Genomic DNA, 16,886 nt, shown 5'->3' with positions numbered 1-16,886 from the left:
CTACTTTTGGTAAAAAAATAGCGAAATCTTGCTGTTAACTGTTATAGAGTGAAATTATTGACAGTCATCAGGAGGATGTATTATGCCAATAAAACCTCTCAACAGCACCAAGCTGTACCGCGCATCTGCGCTTAAAAAATTATCTTCAGACTGTAAGTCAACCAAACACCTCGAACCACTGGATGAAATCGTTGGTCAAGCCCGGGCCCAGCAAGCTGTCGAGTTTGCCCTATCGATGAAAGAGAAAGGCTACAACATCTATGCATTAGGCCGTAATGGTCTAGGTAAGCGCACTATGGTATTGCGCCATTTAAATAGACAGGCGCCAAACTCTAATGGCCGAACCCTGTTTGATTGGTGCTACGTGGTTAATTTTGACGATACCCGTAGTCCCAAGGTGCTTAAGCTACCTGCAGGTATGGGACTGACATTTAAAAAAGATATCGAAAAACTTATGGGTAAGCTGCTTAAGTCGCTGCCATTAGCGTTCGATAACGAAATGTATTACACCCGCGCCGATAAACTTAAAAATCAGCTCGCAGCTAAACAAGAAGAAGCACTTTTGTTACTAACAGAAGAAGCAAAGCGTCATAGCGTTGGTTTGTCTATTTCACCTCAAGGTAATTACGAGCTTGTGGCGTTAAATGGTGAAGAGGCTCATAGCGAAGAAAGCTATTTAGCATTGTCTGCAAAAGAGCAAGACGATATGCAAGAATCGATTTCTAAGTTTGAAGCCCAGTTGCGCGGTATTGTTCGCCAAATCACCGTATGGGAAGAAGATTACGCTGAGAAGCAGCAAAAGCATGATGAACAAGTAGCCGATGGTGTGCTCGCCCATGTACTCGATGCATTAAAAGATCAATATAAAGATCATCCCAATGTTAAGGCTTATATCAAAGCCATGCATAAGGACATTCTTGATAATCTGGATATCTTCCTAGAAGAAAGTGAAGAGCAAGCTGCCCTTGCCTACGCTTCTATGAGTAAGAAGATGCCAAGGCGTTACCAGATTAATGTGCTGGTGTCGCAAGCATCACAAATGCAGCCCATTATCGTTGAAGAAACACCTAACTATCACACCATTTTTGGTTACGTAGAAAACGCCACTTATAAAGGCACGGTATTTACTGATTTCTCTTTAATTCGTCCTGGTAGTCTGCATAAGGCAAACGGCGGTGTATTAATGATTGATGCGGTAAAAGTGCTAGAGCATCCTTACGTATGGGATGGGTTAAAACGCGCTTTACGTTCTCGCAAATTAAGTGTCACCTCACTTGAACGTGAAGTAACATTGTCGGGCACCATTTCACTTGATCCTGAGCCTATTCCGCTTGATGTAAAAATCATTTTGTTTGGTGATTTCGCAACTTATAAACTCCTACAACAGTATGACGCTGAGTTTACTGAGCTGTTTCGAGTGACAGCGGATTTTGAAGACAGAATGCCTAGAACAGATAAATCTGAAGTGCAATATGCCCAGTTTATCTCAAGTATTGTGCACAGCAACAAGATGCTGCATTGCGATAAAAAGGCAATAGCTCGGGTAATTGAATTTAGTTCGCGTCAGGCTGACGATCAAAACATGCTCTCATTGCATTCGGTTGATATTGCTAATTTGCTACGTGAAGCCAATTATTGTGCGCGTTCAGTGAATGCCAACATGATCCGAGTCAGTCACGTAGAGCAAGCGCTCGCCAATAAAGAGAAACGTATTTGCCGCGCTAAAGATGACTTTATGCAAAGCTTTGTTAATGGCACAACGTTGATCACCACTTCAGGTTTAACCGTTGGCCAAGTTAACGCGTTATCAGTGATGTCGACCACAGATTATCAGTTTGGTGCGCCAAGTCGGATCACCGCCACTACCGCGTTTGGTGAAGGCCGAGTGTTTGATATCGAACGAAATGTCGAGCTGAGCGGCAGTATTCACTCTAAGGGTGTGATGATTTTAACCGCGTATATCGCTTCGATTTTGGGTAAAACCGATAAGATCCCGTTATCGACCCACCTCACCTTTGAGCAATCTTACGGCGGGGTTGATGGTGACAGCGCCACTATGGCTGAGCTTTGTGCCATGTTGTCATCTTTTGCCGGTGTAGGATTAAGACAGGATATTGCGATTACTGGCTCAATGAACCAGTTTGGTGAAGCTCAGCCTATTGGTGGTGTTAACGAAAAAATCGAAGGCTTCTTTGATGTTTGTAAGATCCGCGGGCGTAAAGACAGCCAAGGTGTGATTATTCCGCAATCAAATGTGCATAATCTTATGCTACGAAAAGACATTGTCGATGCTGTAGACAAAGGAAAATTCCACATTTGGGCGATTAGCCATGTGGATCAAGCCATTGAGTTGTTGACAGATCTCAAGGTCGGCAGCCTAAATGCTAAAGAGGAATACCCTAAAAACAGTATTTTAGGCTTAGCTCAGGCGAGGCTAAACGGTTTACGTAAGAGTGACGGCAAAGATTAATTAGCTTGGTATTGGGAGTAACGAAAACAAAAAGGCCGAACATAATGTTCGGCCTTTTAAAATATTCGATTTGCTTACAGTTAAAGTTAAGCGAAAACGTCTTGTAGTGGTGGTACAACTTGCTTCTTACGGCTTAGTACACCATCTAACCATACTTTGTTGTTTTCAGACTTGCAGTTGTAAGCTGATTCAATCTTAGCTAGGTCGTCACTGACGATTAGCATTTCAGAACCTTCTTTCATAATGTCAGTCAGTAACAATAGTACGCTGTGACGGTTACCTTCAGCTTTAAGTGCAGCGATATCCGCTTCAAGTTCAGCTTTAATATCGTCAAATACTGAAAGGTCGATAACCTCTAGCTGACCGATACCGACTAGGTTACCGTTCATGTTGAAGTCTTTAAAGTCACGCATCACAAGATCGCGCGCTGGTGTACCTTCTACAGCTGACTTAACTTTAAACATATCCATGCCTAAAGCTTTGAAGTCTTCAATGCCAGCAATTTCTGCTAATGCTTCAACACACTTAATGTCTGCTGTTGTGCATGTTGGCGACTTGAAAATAACCGTGTCACTTAAAATAGCGCATAGCATGATGCCAGCGATATTTTTTGGAATTTCAACGTTGTAGAAGTCGTACATCATTTTGATAACAGTGTTACTACAACCTACTGGACGGATCCAGCACTCTAATGGTGTAGAGGTCGTTAGATCGCCCAGTTTGTGGTGATCAACGATACCTACGATTGTTGCTTCTGCAATATCGTCTGGCGCTTGGGTCAGCTCAGAATGGTCAACGATATACACTTCTTCGCCAGCGTAGCTAAGCTTAAGCTCAGGTGCGTCAAAACCAAACTTTTCTAGAATGAAAGCTGTTTCTGGTGAAATGTCACCTAAACGCGTCGCAACTGACTCTTCACCGATTTGGTTTTTTAGGTGTGCAAGTGCGATAGCACCACAAATTGAATCTGAATCTGGGATTTTGTGGCCCACAACATAAACTGGCATAGTAAAGCTCTCCTTTAATTTGCGCCGATTTTAACAAAGTTTTCGCGGATGCGGAAATACCAAAACGTCTAAGATAGCGCACTAAAGCGAGAAATTTAGTGTATTTAGGCAAAACTGGCAGCGTTTTATCTAGTTTAAACCCGCCAAAGTGTATAACTAGACTCAATATTTATACCTAAACTGAGCGCAGGCCTTGTTGGATGATTAACGGCAGTATGTCCACCAGCAACTGGGAATTGGATTAGGATAAATCACAAAATGACTAAATTAGCGCTGAAAAGACGGGTTAAATAGCGACTTCAGTACCACTTTATGGATTTTTATAGTATAAGCTTGCCTAAATTTATCTTTATAAACACTGAGCACCATAGCGATGTCTGACAAATTCTTTTTTAAAGGCCGTAAAACGCCAAAGCCTAAGCACGAAAGCTATGGTTACAATACAAAACGTGAAGTAAAAGTAGGTACCGCAGAAAACCCACTGCAGCTGCTTGTTCAAACAGCTGAAAGAGAAGCAGAAGTTAATCAACTATTAGCTGATAATCAGCTGGTGGGCGTGATTACAGTTGATGCAGAGCAAGCTGAAGATATCGTGCTTTTAGAGGGTTTACTTAATAAACCACAAACAACTCGTTTTGAAAAAACGCCTAACCGTAACGAACCTTGTGTTTGTGGTAGCGGTAAAAAATATAAAAAGTGCTGCGGTTAAATTAACCTTTCTGCTAATTGCACTGACAAAAGCCCCTTTCGGGGCTTTTTTGTTTTTAAACCTTTGGCTTAATACGAATGTTGTCATCAACCAAAAAGGAGTTTGGCAAAATAAGATGATCCCCTCAAAACTACCTTAGTTATTAACCTTCCTCATTTATGTTCGCTCCGGGCTTTGCTGTAGCGCTTTTACGAGCTGTAACTTTAGAATCTGCTTTCATCTTAAGTTATTAACCAACAACCACTGTGCATACACCAATAACCTAAAGAGCGAAACCGGGCGGATCGTTCGAGGTTTTTTAGCCAGTCTTGTAGATATTTTTACCTGCATTGCCTAGTTATTTCTTTACATAAATGTAAAATTTATTTTAAGTAAAACCCAAATAGGTAAGCTAAAGAAAGAGTAATCATGACAAAATATAATCTATATTTTACAGTGGCATAGGTGATAATTCATTTTCCATTTTTATTCCAGTTCAAATTAGCGCGACAACTTTTCTCTGATTAAGCGTCAAATTTCGTCACACACGTTTACATAATCAACCTGTCACAATTCATCAATTCAATTAACATACAATCAAAATTAAAAATTAGATTTGCTCAGATATTCTTTAGCAAGAAGTAAAGATTGTGTATCGAGTGGAGTGCTTCAACAAGAGGACGTGTTTGTGGCTACAAAAAAACAGATCATTTTACCTATCGTTGTTATCGCAGCAGGCGTAACAGGGTTTATTGGCATGTCAGCATTAAAGAAACCACCAGAGGAAAAAGAGGAATTAGATACAACTCCTCTGGTGTCCGTTCAAGCAGTAGAAATTAAGCCAATGAGCTTTGCAGTAAGCTCATACGGTGTAGTCAGCGCCAAATATGAAACAGAACTTGTCTCACAGGTAAATGGTGAAATTGTTTATTTATCAGAAGCCTTTGTTAAAGGTGGATTTGTCAAAAAAGGTGATGTGTTAGCGAAAATTGATCCAAGTGATTATGAAGCCGCCTTAATAGACGCCAAAGCTAACATGGCGTCTGCGCGCGCGACACTTGTACAGGAAAAAGCCTTTGGTAAGGTCGCCGAAGAAGAGTGGAAACGCATAGAAAATGGTGTACCAACAGAACTTAGTTTACGTAAACCACAACTTGCTCAAGAAGTTGCCAAACTAAACTCCTCTGAAGCCGGCCTAAAGCGTGCTAATCGCAATTTAGAGCGAACCATTATTAAAGCGCCATATGATGCGTTAATTGAAGCGCGTCACATTGGTCTAGGTTCTTATGTCAGCATGGGTACCCCACTTGGTAAAGTATTAAGCACTGATCACGCTGAGATCCGTTTGCCTATCGCCGATAAAGAGCTGCAATTTTTAGACAATAAAGGCAAAGGCGCTGAGGTTATGCTCACTGGCGAGTTCGCGGGTCAATCGCAAGAATGGCCTGCGACAATTGTAAGAAGTGAAGGTGTAATTGATAACCGCAGCCGTATGACGTATCTAGTGGCAGAGGTGATTGACCCTTACGGACTCAACTCAACAGCGAATGATTTTAGCAATGAACTGCGTTACGGCACCTATGTTACAGCGAGTATTGACGGTAGTCATGCTGGTCAAGTCGCCGAGATCCCGAGACACTTGGTGATTAACAATCAAGTGGCGACATTAGATGATGAAGGCAAGCTTAGGTATAAGGACATTACTATAGTGCGCCAAATCGGTTCTAAGGTGATTGTATCAGCCGGACTTGATGCTGGTGTAAATGTCATTACCTCTGCGCTTGATTATCCCATTGAAGGCATGCAACTTGCCCTGCCACAAGATCCAACACTCGATGATGAGTCAGACGATCCTCAAGCTACTCAGTTAGCAATGGAAGAGAAGGATTAATTCATGATCGATACTAATAAAGGCATTATCGCCTGGTTTGCTCGCAATAGCGTTGCAGCAAACCTGTTGATGATTATTATCTTACTCGGTGGCCTACTTACAGCTAACACTATTCGCAAGCAGTTCTTCCCTGCAGTAGAGATCAATTGGCTAGAGTTTAACGCTGTATACCCTGGCGCAGCGCCCCAGGAAGTAGAAGAAGGGATAACCATTAAGATTGAGGAAGCACTTGAGAGCGTTCAAGGTCTTAAACGGGTTATTACTTACTCGAACCGTAATATGTCATCTGGCTATTTTAGAATTGAAGATTCATACGATCCACAAGTAGTGCTTGAAGAGGTCAAATCTGAAATCGACTCTATTTCCAGCTTTCCGGACGGGATGGAACGTCCGAAAGTTGAAAGGATTAAGATCCGTCAAGAAGTCATGTACATGAGTCTTTATGGCGATCTGTCTCAGCGCCAACTTAAAGATCTTGGCGAAAAAATTCATGATGAACTGCTGCAACTTCCAAAAGTAAATATCACCGACTTTTATGGCGGCTTAGGTTATGAAATCGCAATTGAGGTCAGTAAAGACAGATTACGTGAATTTGGACTAAGTTTTAACGATGTTGCCGATGCGGTGCGAGGTTATTCTCGTAATATGTCTGCTGGGCAAATTCGCGCTGAAAACGGCTATATCAATCTTCGCGTGCAGAACCAAGCGTATGTGGGTTATGAGTTTGAAAGCCTGCCACTGATCACCCTTGAAGATGGCACAACCCTTTTACTTGGTGATGTTGCTACTGTTATTGATGGTTTTGAAGAAGGCATTCAATACTCTAAGTTTAATGGTAAAAACTCAGTAACTTTCTTTATTGGTGCTGCAAACGATCAAAGTCTTACCGATGTTGCCGATGTAGTAAAAGCTTATATTGAAGACAAACAAAAAGTGCTGCCAGAGGGCGTTAAGCTCGAACCTTGGGTCGATATGACTTATTACCTTGAGGGCCGCTTAGATCTGATGCTAGACAGCATGAAAAGTGGCGCTGTATTGGTGTTTATTCTGTTAGCACTATTCCTACGAGTAAGACTGGCATTCTGGGTGATGATGGGCTTGCCTGTTTGTTTCTTAGGTACCCTATTATTTATGCCAATGGCGATGATTGACGTCACCATTAACGTTATCAGTCTATTCGCCTTTATCTTAGTGTTAGGTATTGTGGTCGATGATGCCATCGTTATGGGAGAAAGCGCCCACGCTGAATGTGAAGAAAAAGGTCAAACCTTAGATAACGTTATTCGCGGGGTTAAACGTGTCGCTATGCCCGCTACCTTTGGCGTATTAACCACTATTGCTGCGTTTTTACCAATTACCTTGGATGATGGTCCCTCTTCTGCTTTTGGCCAAGCCATTGGTTATGTGGTTATCCTTTGTCTTATTTTCTCTTTAATTGAGTCTAAGCTTATTTTGCCAGCGCATTTAGCGCGTATGAAGCAAAAAACCGTCGTTAAACCGGGTTCTAAAAATCCGTTAGATTGGCTGCGCAATATAGTTAACTTCTTACAAGAGAAAGTTGATAGCGGATTAAAGGTATTAATCATTAAGTATTACCGCCCCTCACTAGAACTGGCTGTTAAGTACCGTTACACAGTGATTATGGTGTTCTTAAGTCTGACAATGGTGTGTGCCGGCCTTTATACCGGCGGCGTGATCCGCTTTATTGGTCAGCCTAAAATTCCTCATGATTTCCCGAGGATTGAGTTCGAGATGAATATAGATGCATCTGAACGCTCTACTTTAGCCGCCGCCTTAGCCATTGAAAAAGCACTTAAACAGGTCGATGAGCAGATTAAAGCTGAGTATGGCCAGAACATGATTTCTGATCTTCAGGTTGAACTACGTGGTAGAACCGGAGCCGAGTTAAGAACTAAACTTGTTGATCCAGAGCTCCGCCCTATCGATACCTTTGCCGTTGCAGAGCTTTGGCGTCAAAACATGCCATTAATACCGGGGATGAAGTCATTTACCATCCAAGATAACTTGTTTGGCGGTGGTCGTGATGATGGTGACATTAGCTTTAGGCTTGAAGGTAAAGATGATGCGCAATTAGTCGCTGCAGCGAAAGAGCTTAAGGCGAAGCTGAATACCCTTAAAGGCGTTGGCGATGTTAATGACAGCCGTCAATCAAGCGCCAAGGAAATTCAGTTTGAGCTTAAACCGCTAGCGCATAGTATCGGCTTAACGCTTGCTGATATTGCGCGCCAAGTTGGTAACAGCTTTTATGGTCTTGAAGCGCAGCGTATTTTACGTAACGGCGAAGAGATTAAAGTGATGCTGCGTTACCCTGAAGAGCAGCGAAACTCTATTGCTCAGGTTTCAGACGTAATGATTAAAACTCCACAAGGTGCTGAGCTACCGTTATCTGAAGTCGCTACGATTGTAGTTACCGACGGCGTGAATAGTATTCGCCGCGAAAATGGTAACCGTACTATTAATGTTTGGGGCTCAGTTGATGCCGAGCAAGCTGAACCATTTAAACTAGCTAAAGATATTCGCGATAACTTTTTGCCTGAGTTATTGACTAAATATCCACGAGTTAAAAGTGAAGTTGCAGGTAATATTCAAGAGCAGCTAGACAGTGCTGATACTCAGCTTAGAGACTTCTTAATCTCTATGTTGGTGATTTATAGCTTACTTGCAGTGCCACTTAAATCTTACTCACAACCGATAATGATTATGGCGGTTATTCCGTTTGGTGTGATTGGCTCTGTGCTTGGACATATGTTACTTGGCTTAGACCTAAGTGCCCTTTCGATATTTGGTATAATCGCGGCTGCAGGTGTAGTAGTGAACGATTCGCTTGTAATGGTGGATTACATCAATAAGTCGAGAGAATCTGGCATCGCTATAAAGCTGTCAGTACTTGATGCGGGCTGTAGACGCTTTAGAGCAATTCTATTAACCTCGCTAACCACCTTTATTGGTCTGGTACCTATTATGACCGAAACCAGCATGCAAGCGCAGATGGTGATCCCAATGGCCGTGTCTTTAGCCTTTGGTGTGTTGTTTGCCACTGTCGTGACTTTGGTGCTGATCCCATGCTTGTATATCATGATTGAAGATATCAAACGCATGATTGGCAGTAAGTCGCGGGTTGAAGAGCCAACAACAGAGGCGGTAAGTGCGTAAACTCTTAAACCATGCGTAAATGCAGATTAAAAGCCTGAGGAATTCTCAGGCTTTTTTATTTTTAGCCCTAAACCACTAACTTCAGTAGGTGGATCTTTTACTATCTGCCCCCATTAGAACTAACCTATTGCTGCGAAAGGTTGTTGGTAGCTATCGTAGGTGATCTTAGCTACCTCGTCCTCATTACGAAAATCAAGGCCAAATTTAAGTTGATAATATGCGTTCAGACGCTTAATTTTACTTAGTATTTAATGAAAATTAGTTTATTTTTATAACTACTATTTAGATGACGTATAAAATTGAAATGAATCTAGAACATCTAAAGCTGTTTGTACGTTTGGCTTCTACTCACAATATCAGTATGGCTGGTCAAGAATTAGGGCTTTCTCCTGCCGTTGCCAGCGTACATATCAATAAACTAGAAGAGAGTTTAGGCGTGCGTTTGTTACATCGCACCACGCGAAAAGTGTCTCTGACTCAAGAAGGTGAATCATTTTTACCCCACGCACTGGAAGTATTAGCGACAGCCGAAGCGGCAAGAGCTGCAGTTGGTGCAGGATTTTCTTCGCCTAGTGGTACTTTACGAGTAACTGCCCCCGCCTCTTTTGGTCGCTTACATATGGTCAGAGCATTGAAAGGCTTTATGCAGCAATATCCTGATCTCACAGTCGATTTACGTTTTTCAGATACAATCATTGATTTAGTTGATGGCGGCTTTGATGTGGCTATTCGTATTGCCGAGTTAAAAGACTCATCATTGATTGCCCGCAAGCTTGCTTCTGACAGACGAGTGCTCTGCGCATCACCTGCTTATATAAAACAACATGGGGTCCCAACAACACCGGAAGAGCTGGTTAATCATCAATGTATAAACTTGATGAATTTAGATACTTGGGTATTCGATACAGATAAGGGCCCTTATAGTATAAAAACCAAAGGATGCTTTAGAACTGACAACGGTGATGCGATGCGTGATGCAACCGTTGACGGTCTTGGGTTGTCGGTAAACTCTATATGGAGTGTTTATCAGCAACTTATAAGCGGTGAATTGGTTGAGGTATTAACAGATTATCCATTTGCTTCAAACGCATCGATATGGGCGGTTTATCCAAGCTCTAGATTAATTGCACCTAAAGTGCGCGCATTTATCGACTTTTTTAATCAATATTATGGACAGCCAGCCTATTGGGAAACTGAGTTAAAAGCGGCTAAAGCTTGCAATTAAGCACAATCAATTAATGAACGGCCGCTTACCGTTAACATACAAATTGTTTAGTTACTGTAAGCGGTGTATGAGCGCTAATCCAAGCTATTATTTTCTGTTAAAAGCGCTAGCAAACAATTACCACGAGAAGGTTTGAATAACTCTATCTTCAGCTTTGGCTCGTAGATCAATCGCTGAATTAACCTTATTCAAAAAACCTTCTTGGCAATGAGGTAATCCGCCTTTAAGTGAAACAATGTTATTACCGTGGTCACCCCAATAGAAGGTATTAAAATCGAGATGACTCAGCAGATATTGCTCCTCTTGTAAGATCTGTCGCTCCGTCGGCATGATAAACTCACCGCGCTTTACCTCTTGCTCAAGTACAGTTCCTGGCTGAATAGCTAATGCCATCGGTGCGATCTCATCTGGTTGCATCTGGTTTAAGATGTCAGTCGTGGCAACAATATGCTCCTTAGAACGCTCTTTGCCACCTAAACCAAATATAAAAGATAACAGAGTTTGTATGCCTGCCTCTTTCGCCATTTCCATACCTTTAATAGCCTGCTCTGGGCTCATGTTCTTCTTGATTTTATCAAGTACCAAGCGGTCGCCTGATTCTAATCCAGAATAAGCCATAGTTAGACCAGCATCTTTGATCTCTTTTAACTCGTTAATCGACTTACGTCTAAAGTCGTTTAAGCCGCTGTACATAGAGATCTTAGTGCACTCAGGGAATGTAGTATTGAGCTTATCAAACAGCTTTAACAAATAATCAGTGCGCGCAGCCATAACATTACCGTCGATTAGAAATATCGAATCTACGTGTGGATAATAGATCCTTAGTTGATCGATATCTTTGAATACATCCTCTAGATCTCTAACTTTAAAGCGTTTGTCATCAAACATGCTGCAAAACGTACAGGTATTAACACTACAGCCTAATGTTGTTTGAATAAGTATGCTTCTCGCCTCAGGCCAAGGGCGATACACTTTTCCTTGGTAGTTCATTTGTTTGTTCTCACGTTAACAAGTGAATATTAATAAAGCTGTTGCGAGTACTAACGTACTTAGAATGCTTAGCTTCGATTCAGTATTTACAGTCTAACAGTTAGTTTAAATTTGATAATACTCGGATTTGAAGATACATTTTTAATAAAAAATATAAAATGGTCAGTGTGCAGACACTATCGTGGATTTAATATTGAAAATGATTTGGTAGTCGGTGTTGTCGTTATTGTTGGCATGAATACTAGCTGTCTAACCGCTAGACGCCTTAGTTACTCCAAGTTTTGTTAATTCGGCGCTTACGAGTTTGAGGCTAGAGAATAAAACGAAAAAAGCCAGCTGAAGTAGCGAGCTTTTAGTTGGTTGAGTTCAATACTGCTTTCACACACTATGCAAACTCGCTTTACTGTTTATGCTAATTAATCAGTTAATAGCTGCGTTAGCAGCAATCACAGACTCTATTGTCTCGACCACTTGCTCTACTTTCACCGTATTAAGGGCATCTGGATGAGGAGATCCAAATGCACCTATATCGTTATCAAAATACTGCCCAGCTGCTGACAAGAATTCATCAGATAATGCCGCACGGAGCAGAATGTCTGCGCCAATTGATAAGTCGCCTCCAGTAATACCGTATGCGGTTTTTACCATCTTACTGCCAAGTAATGATTTAGGATTAATCGAGACTATGACTTTATCAGTGCCCTTCTGCTGCTCTAGCAAGCCTAATGATCGAGAAAACATCGTAAGCGCCAATTTACTTTGTGCATATGCCTGACCATCAGCTAGCGGTTTGTCGCCTTTTAACGCGGTAAGGTCAACACTTGCCTGAGCTGCTGAAGACAAGTTTACGATACGGCCATCGTCCGCAATTAATGGCAGTAAATCTTTAGTAAGAATATAAGCAGCAACTGTGTTAACGGCGAATCTAACATCTAAATTGTCAGCAGTTATCGTGTCGCTTACTGCATAAACGCCCGCATTATTAATCACAACATCTATGGAGTTAAAACGCTGCTTTAGCTCTGCCACCATATTATGGACGGCACTTAAACTTGATAGATCCGCAACGATTGTCGCTACATTCACTTTATAAGCTTGTTCGATTTCATTTGCTACAGCCTCTACTTTACTTGGCGTACGTCCATGAATAATTAAAGAATGCCCTAATTCTGCTAGCATTTTTACTGTTACTAAACCAATGCCGTCAGTCGCGCCAGTAACTAATATCGTCTTATGCATTTTAAAACCCGCTTAATTGGTATTTGCTAAGCGTAGACAATAAAACTAATTCGCTTAAGCTTCTATAGTCTAGCTAAGAGAATAAGTTTATATAAATATTTGAAAATCAACGCTCGGCTTTATAGATAGATTTTAAAAAAGGCAAAGAATAGCGGTTGTTAACTAAATAATAGAGGCGGTAGGCTTAGAGTTTATAATTACCGGCGAGAAGCTAGCATACAAAAATCGCGACTTTTTTGAGTCGCCCCTTATCTTAATATGCTGCAGAGTTAGGGATTTGCCCCTACATATCAGCCCTATAAACCCATAAGGTTATACTTACGAAAAAGCCCCTAACATTTCTGCTAAGGGCTTTTCTTAAAATTGGGGAGAGATAGCAGACTTTAACTAACAGGAACCCTCTGGTTCAGTCGCTGAACTCTAGATAGCAAAAATCCCGTTATCTTGCGATAACGGGATTTTTTGAATATGGCGGAGAGATAGGGATTTGAACCCTAGATGGGCTATAAACCCATGCCGGTTTTCAAGACCGGTGCATTCGACCACTCTGCCATCTCTCCGAACGCCGCGAATAATATAGCGCTCTTGAGTGCTTGTAAAGAGATAACGTTATTAAATTATCTCTTTGACTAAGATTAGACCTGTTAGCCTATTTCTCGTCCTGATTGATTGCAATACGTGCAGGATCTGGAATCACAATTTCTTCACTCACTTCATTCCAGGTTTTATAGTTGCGTAGTTTAAAGCCCATAAATACGATGAATGAGCAGATCATGATCCCCCAACCAATAGCAACTTCACCACTTGTTGCCCACATCGCCACTAGGCTTGAAGCACCAAAAGATAAGCTGATCTGCAAGAAGTTCTGTAATCCTGCCGCTTTTGCTGCGTTCTCAGGAAACTCCTGCAGTGCGCCGTTGACAACAATTGGGTAAATACCACCACTACATGCAGCCAATACGGAGAATATTGTTAGCAATGGGAAGATACTTAAGCCTTGGAATACAATTGTCACTACAGCGATAGACATTGCACAGGTACCAAACACTGACAATAAAACCTTAAGTGTTTTCTCAGATCCAAGTTTACGAATAAGGATCTTGCTCGCATAGCCACCTAAAATGAACGTGATGGTTTGTGGAATAAAGCTTAGTCCGATTGCTGTAGCATCAAAACCGTGTTGCTCCATTACTACTGGCCATAAAGTTAGGTACGAAAAGAATGCACCTGAACAAGCGCCAAATATAATCACATTACCTAAAAATTTAGTGTTTTTTAGGATTGAGAAATAACGTATCTCTTTTTTGTCGTGACTTACCGCTTTTGTTTCTGCTGGAACAAACCAAGCTGTCAGCAAGATCATTACCGCAGCTAAACCGGTTAATGTAATAAAAATGCTTTCCCAGCCAAAAGACTTGAGAATGAAAGCGCCTAGGATCGGAGCCAAAGCTGGTGATAAAGCCACAAGAGGCATAATATTAGAAAATACGCCTTGCGCTTTTGACGCATCATATTTCTCAATAACAATTGCTTGCCAAATTACACCAGCAGAACACGCGCCTAATGCTTGAATAAAGCGTGAAATATTGAATACTAGAATTGAGTCACTTACTGCAAGAGAGAAACTAGCAGCAGCAAATAACACCAGACCGAAGATCAGTGAATTACGTTTACCAAAGCGCTCAACTAGCGGGCCATAAAGCAATTGACCTAACGCTAAGCCAGCTAAAAAGAAAGTAAGCGACATAGCAACTTGCGATGGCGAAGTAGCCATAGTGTCTTCAATTGCTTTGAAAGCAGGCAAGTACATGTCAGTTGCGATAAAACCTAACATGCTTAGTAACGCAAGATAGGTAAGGAATATATAGTATTTAAGATTCATCGTTGATTTCTTCAGTCAATATTTAAATCGAGGCTTTTATAAAGCAGCGCAGTGTAATCACTTGCTAAAGTACTGTGAAACGTTTATTTTTCACATTAGCTATCAAAAAAAATCACAGCAGGACGTGAGTATGCTTTCAGAACAATCATTACAACTTATCGATATGGTGGCGCGAGTTGGTAGTTTTACCGCAGCAGCGAATAAATTACACAAGGTCCCTTCTGCGGTTAGCTACGCCGTTAAACAAATTGAAGAAGAGCTAGGTGTGGTGCTGTTTGTAAGGCATCATCGCAGTGTTAGTTTAACCCCCGCCGGTGAACATTTCGTTAAGCAATCTAGAACCTTATTGACCGACATTGACGCTATGCGGGCTGATACGATCCGCGTTGCTAATGGCTGGCAACCTACTCTATCTATTGCACTCGATAATATCGTTCGAGCTGATAAAATCAGTAATTTGATTGCTGATTTTTACCGCACTTTCGATAATGTTGAGCTCATCATTCGCATTGAAGTGTTTAATGGCGTGTGGGAGTCAATTGCTACCGGACGAAGCGATATTGCCATCGGCGCAACAACTGCCATCCCCGTCGGTGGTGATTATCACTTTAGAGACATGGGCGAAATTGAGTGGTGTTTTCTTGTAGGTAAAAACCATCCGCTTGCCGACATTGATAGACCATTAAGCGATGATGAACTTCGCCAATACCCATCGATTTGTTTGGAAGACACTTCCAGAGAGATCCCTAAACGCATGACTTGGTTATTAGAAAACCAACGCCGCTTGGTTGTGCCTGATTGGATCCGAGCTATTAATTGTTTTCGTGAAGGCCTAGGTGTCGGATATATGCCGGCGCATTTTGCATTTCCGTTTATCAAAACCGGAGCATTAATAGAAAAACAACTCGAACGACCTAACAAAACCAGTCCTTGTTGCTTGGCTTGGAACGCCGCGAATACTTCGCCAGCGATGACCTGGGTGCTCGATTATTTAGGTGATAGTGAAAAATTACATAAAGATTGGTTGGATTAACTTAGTTTAACTTAGTTGTTTTTGGCGGATAAGCGCTTTATACCTAAGTGTAGCTACGGTATGATTCAATAACTTAAGGTAAGGATCGCACCGGTTTTAATGATTTCGGGAACTCCTTACGTAACTTGTGCTCAAATTATATAGCTTGAAAATTTGTCTTCGGAGAAAGAAATGAAAGATATGACACAACAAACCGCGTATAGCAGTACTACCGTTGAGGTAAACAAACTGCTAAAAAATACGTACATGCTACTTTCTATGACACTGGCGTTCTCTGCAGTGTGTGCGGGTTTAGCAATGGCACTGGCCATTAGCCCAATGATGTCTCTTGGTTTATCTATCGGTAGCTTAGTGTTGTTGTTTGTTACCCTAAGAAAAGCTGATTCAAGTGCCGGTATTTTTTGGGTATTTGCATTTACAGGTATGCAAGGTGCTTCACTGGGTTACATTCTTAACCATTACGCTGGCATGGCAAATGGTCCACAGTTAATCATGCAAGCGCTAGGTTTAACTTCAGTTATCTTCGTTGCACTTTCAGGTTACGCAGTTACGACTAAGAAAGACTTCTCTTTCATGCGTGGTTTCCTTATCGCCGGTTTAGTTATCATGGTTGTTGGTTTGCTTGTTAACCTGTTCCTTGGTAACGGCATGGTATTTATGGCGCTTAACGCTGGTATCGCATTGCTAATGACTGGCTTCATTCTTTACGATACAAGCAAAATCGTAAATGGTGGCGAAACTAACTATATCCGCGCGACTATCGCTTTATACCTAGATTTCTTAAATCTATTCGTTGCCCTACTGCATTTAATGGGCGTTGGCGGCGATGACTAATACCAATTAAATTTAATTGAGTTAAAATGGTCCTATTAAAGGGCCATTTTTTTTACCATGAGCAAATTTATAATTCAGGTTAACTCCGCGCCTTATGGCAATAGTGCAAGTTTTAGTGCCTACCAGTTCGCTAAGGAAGCATTAGCTAGCGGACACACGATTGATAAGGTTTTCTTTTATCAAGACGGTGTACTTAACACCAATATGCTTAACAGTCCTGCAAGTGATGAGTTTGATTTACAACAAGCTTGGCTGGATTTACATCAACAACACGGTGTGCCATTGGTTAACTGCGTTTCTGCAGCGCTGCGCCGCGGAGTGCTTTCTGAGTCTGAAGCTAAAGAATATCAGCAGCAACATTGGAACATGCAGCCACCGTTTATCATGGGCGGTTTAGGCGAGCTTGTTAGTGGTATTGAGAAAGCTGATAGGCTTATTTGTTTTTAAGATCTT

Annotated in this window: 12 protein-coding genes and 1 tRNA gene; 8 read left to right on the top strand and 5 right to left on the bottom strand. The window is 41.6% G+C overall.

The window, feature by feature from the left end; all coding sequences use genetic code 11:
* Positions 1–82 precede the first annotated feature (82 nt).
* A complete protein-coding gene (locus L2740_RS01810) occupies positions 83–2,470 on the top strand; it encodes a Lon protease family protein (RefSeq protein ID WP_248948260.1) in 2,388 nt (795 codons plus the stop codon).
* Positions 2,471–2,556: 86 nt separating this feature from the next.
* Here L2740_RS01810 and L2740_RS01805 read toward each other — a convergent pair whose 3' ends face one another.
* Positions 2,557–3,477 (bottom strand): manganese-dependent inorganic pyrophosphatase, encoded by a 921-nt coding sequence (locus tag L2740_RS01805; RefSeq protein WP_248472277.1) that lies wholly within the window; start codon positions 3,475–3,477, stop codon positions 2,557–2,559.
* A gap of 373 nt (positions 3,478–3,850) precedes the next feature.
* Here L2740_RS01805 and L2740_RS01800 point away from each other — a divergent pair, with 373 nt between their 5' ends.
* The 4 genes from L2740_RS01800 (at position 3,851) to L2740_RS01785 (ending at position 10,455) form a co-directional block, all read left to right on the top strand.
* The gene (locus L2740_RS01800) at positions 3,851–4,186 is read left to right on the top strand and encodes a PBPRA1643 family SWIM/SEC-C metal-binding motif protein (RefSeq protein ID WP_248948259.1); all 336 of its coding nucleotides are present in this window, start codon (positions 3,851–3,853) and stop codon (positions 4,184–4,186) included.
* A 667-nt stretch (positions 4,187–4,853) separates the two neighbouring features.
* Positions 4,854–6,056, top strand: a complete 1,203-nt coding sequence (locus L2740_RS01795; RefSeq protein WP_248948257.1) for an efflux RND transporter periplasmic adaptor subunit — start codon at positions 4,854–4,856, stop codon at positions 6,054–6,056.
* Between the two features lie 3 nt (positions 6,057–6,059).
* Positions 6,060–9,230, top strand: a complete 3,171-nt coding sequence (locus L2740_RS01790; protein WP_248948255.1) for an efflux RND transporter permease subunit — start codon at positions 6,060–6,062, stop codon at positions 9,228–9,230.
* Between the two features lie 304 nt (positions 9,231–9,534).
* Positions 9,535–10,455 (top strand): LysR family transcriptional regulator, encoded by a 921-nt coding sequence (locus L2740_RS01785; protein ID WP_248948253.1) that lies wholly within the window; start codon positions 9,535–9,537, stop codon positions 10,453–10,455.
* A gap of 117 nt (positions 10,456–10,572) precedes the next feature.
* Here the strand turns inward: L2740_RS01785 and L2740_RS01780 are convergent, their stop codons facing one another.
* The 4 genes from L2740_RS01780 to punC all read right to left on the bottom strand — a co-directional run bounded on the left by L2740_RS01780 (position 10,573) and on the right by punC (position 14,566).
* Positions 10,573–11,445 carry a B12-binding domain-containing radical SAM protein gene (locus tag L2740_RS01780; RefSeq protein WP_248948251.1) on the bottom strand — a complete coding sequence of 291 codons (873 nt, stop codon included), beginning with the start codon at positions 11,443–11,445 and terminating at the stop codon, positions 10,573–10,575.
* A 420-nt stretch (positions 11,446–11,865) separates the two neighbouring features.
* Positions 11,866–12,684 (bottom strand): SDR family NAD(P)-dependent oxidoreductase, encoded by an 819-nt coding sequence (locus tag L2740_RS01775; RefSeq protein ID WP_248948250.1) that lies wholly within the window; start codon positions 12,682–12,684, stop codon positions 11,866–11,868.
* A 469-nt stretch (positions 12,685–13,153) separates the two neighbouring features.
* Positions 13,154–13,244: transfer RNA gene (locus tag L2740_RS01770), tRNA-Ser, on the bottom strand.
* Between the two features lie 89 nt (positions 13,245–13,333).
* Positions 13,334–14,566: a purine nucleoside transporter PunC gene (gene punC, locus L2740_RS01765; RefSeq protein WP_420833492.1), complete on the bottom strand. Its 1,233-nt coding sequence runs from the start codon at positions 14,564–14,566 to the stop codon at positions 13,334–13,336.
* A gap of 130 nt (positions 14,567–14,696) precedes the next feature.
* Between punC and punR the strand changes: the two genes are divergently transcribed.
* From punR to tusD, 3 genes are all read left to right on the top strand, one after another.
* Positions 14,697–15,599 (top strand): DNA-binding transcriptional activator PunR, encoded by a 903-nt coding sequence (gene punR, locus L2740_RS01760; RefSeq protein WP_248472284.1) that lies wholly within the window; start codon positions 14,697–14,699, stop codon positions 15,597–15,599.
* 180 nt (positions 15,600–15,779) lie between these two features.
* A complete protein-coding gene (locus tag L2740_RS01755) occupies positions 15,780–16,433 on the top strand; it encodes a Bax inhibitor-1/YccA family protein (protein WP_248472291.1) in 654 nt (217 codons plus the stop codon).
* A 57-nt stretch (positions 16,434–16,490) separates the two neighbouring features.
* Positions 16,491–16,880, top strand: coding sequence for a sulfurtransferase complex subunit TusD (gene tusD / locus L2740_RS01750; protein WP_248948248.1), 390 nt, complete (start codon positions 16,491–16,493; stop codon positions 16,878–16,880).
* The last annotated feature ends 6 nt before the right edge of the window (positions 16,881–16,886 follow it).

Source organism: Shewanella pneumatophori (assembly GCF_023283895.1).
Taxonomy (GTDB): Bacteria; Pseudomonadota; Gammaproteobacteria; order Enterobacterales; family Shewanellaceae; genus Shewanella; species Shewanella pneumatophori.
Note: the sequence above shows the minus strand (reverse complement) of the source record. Positions and strands in the feature narration are given on the sequence as shown.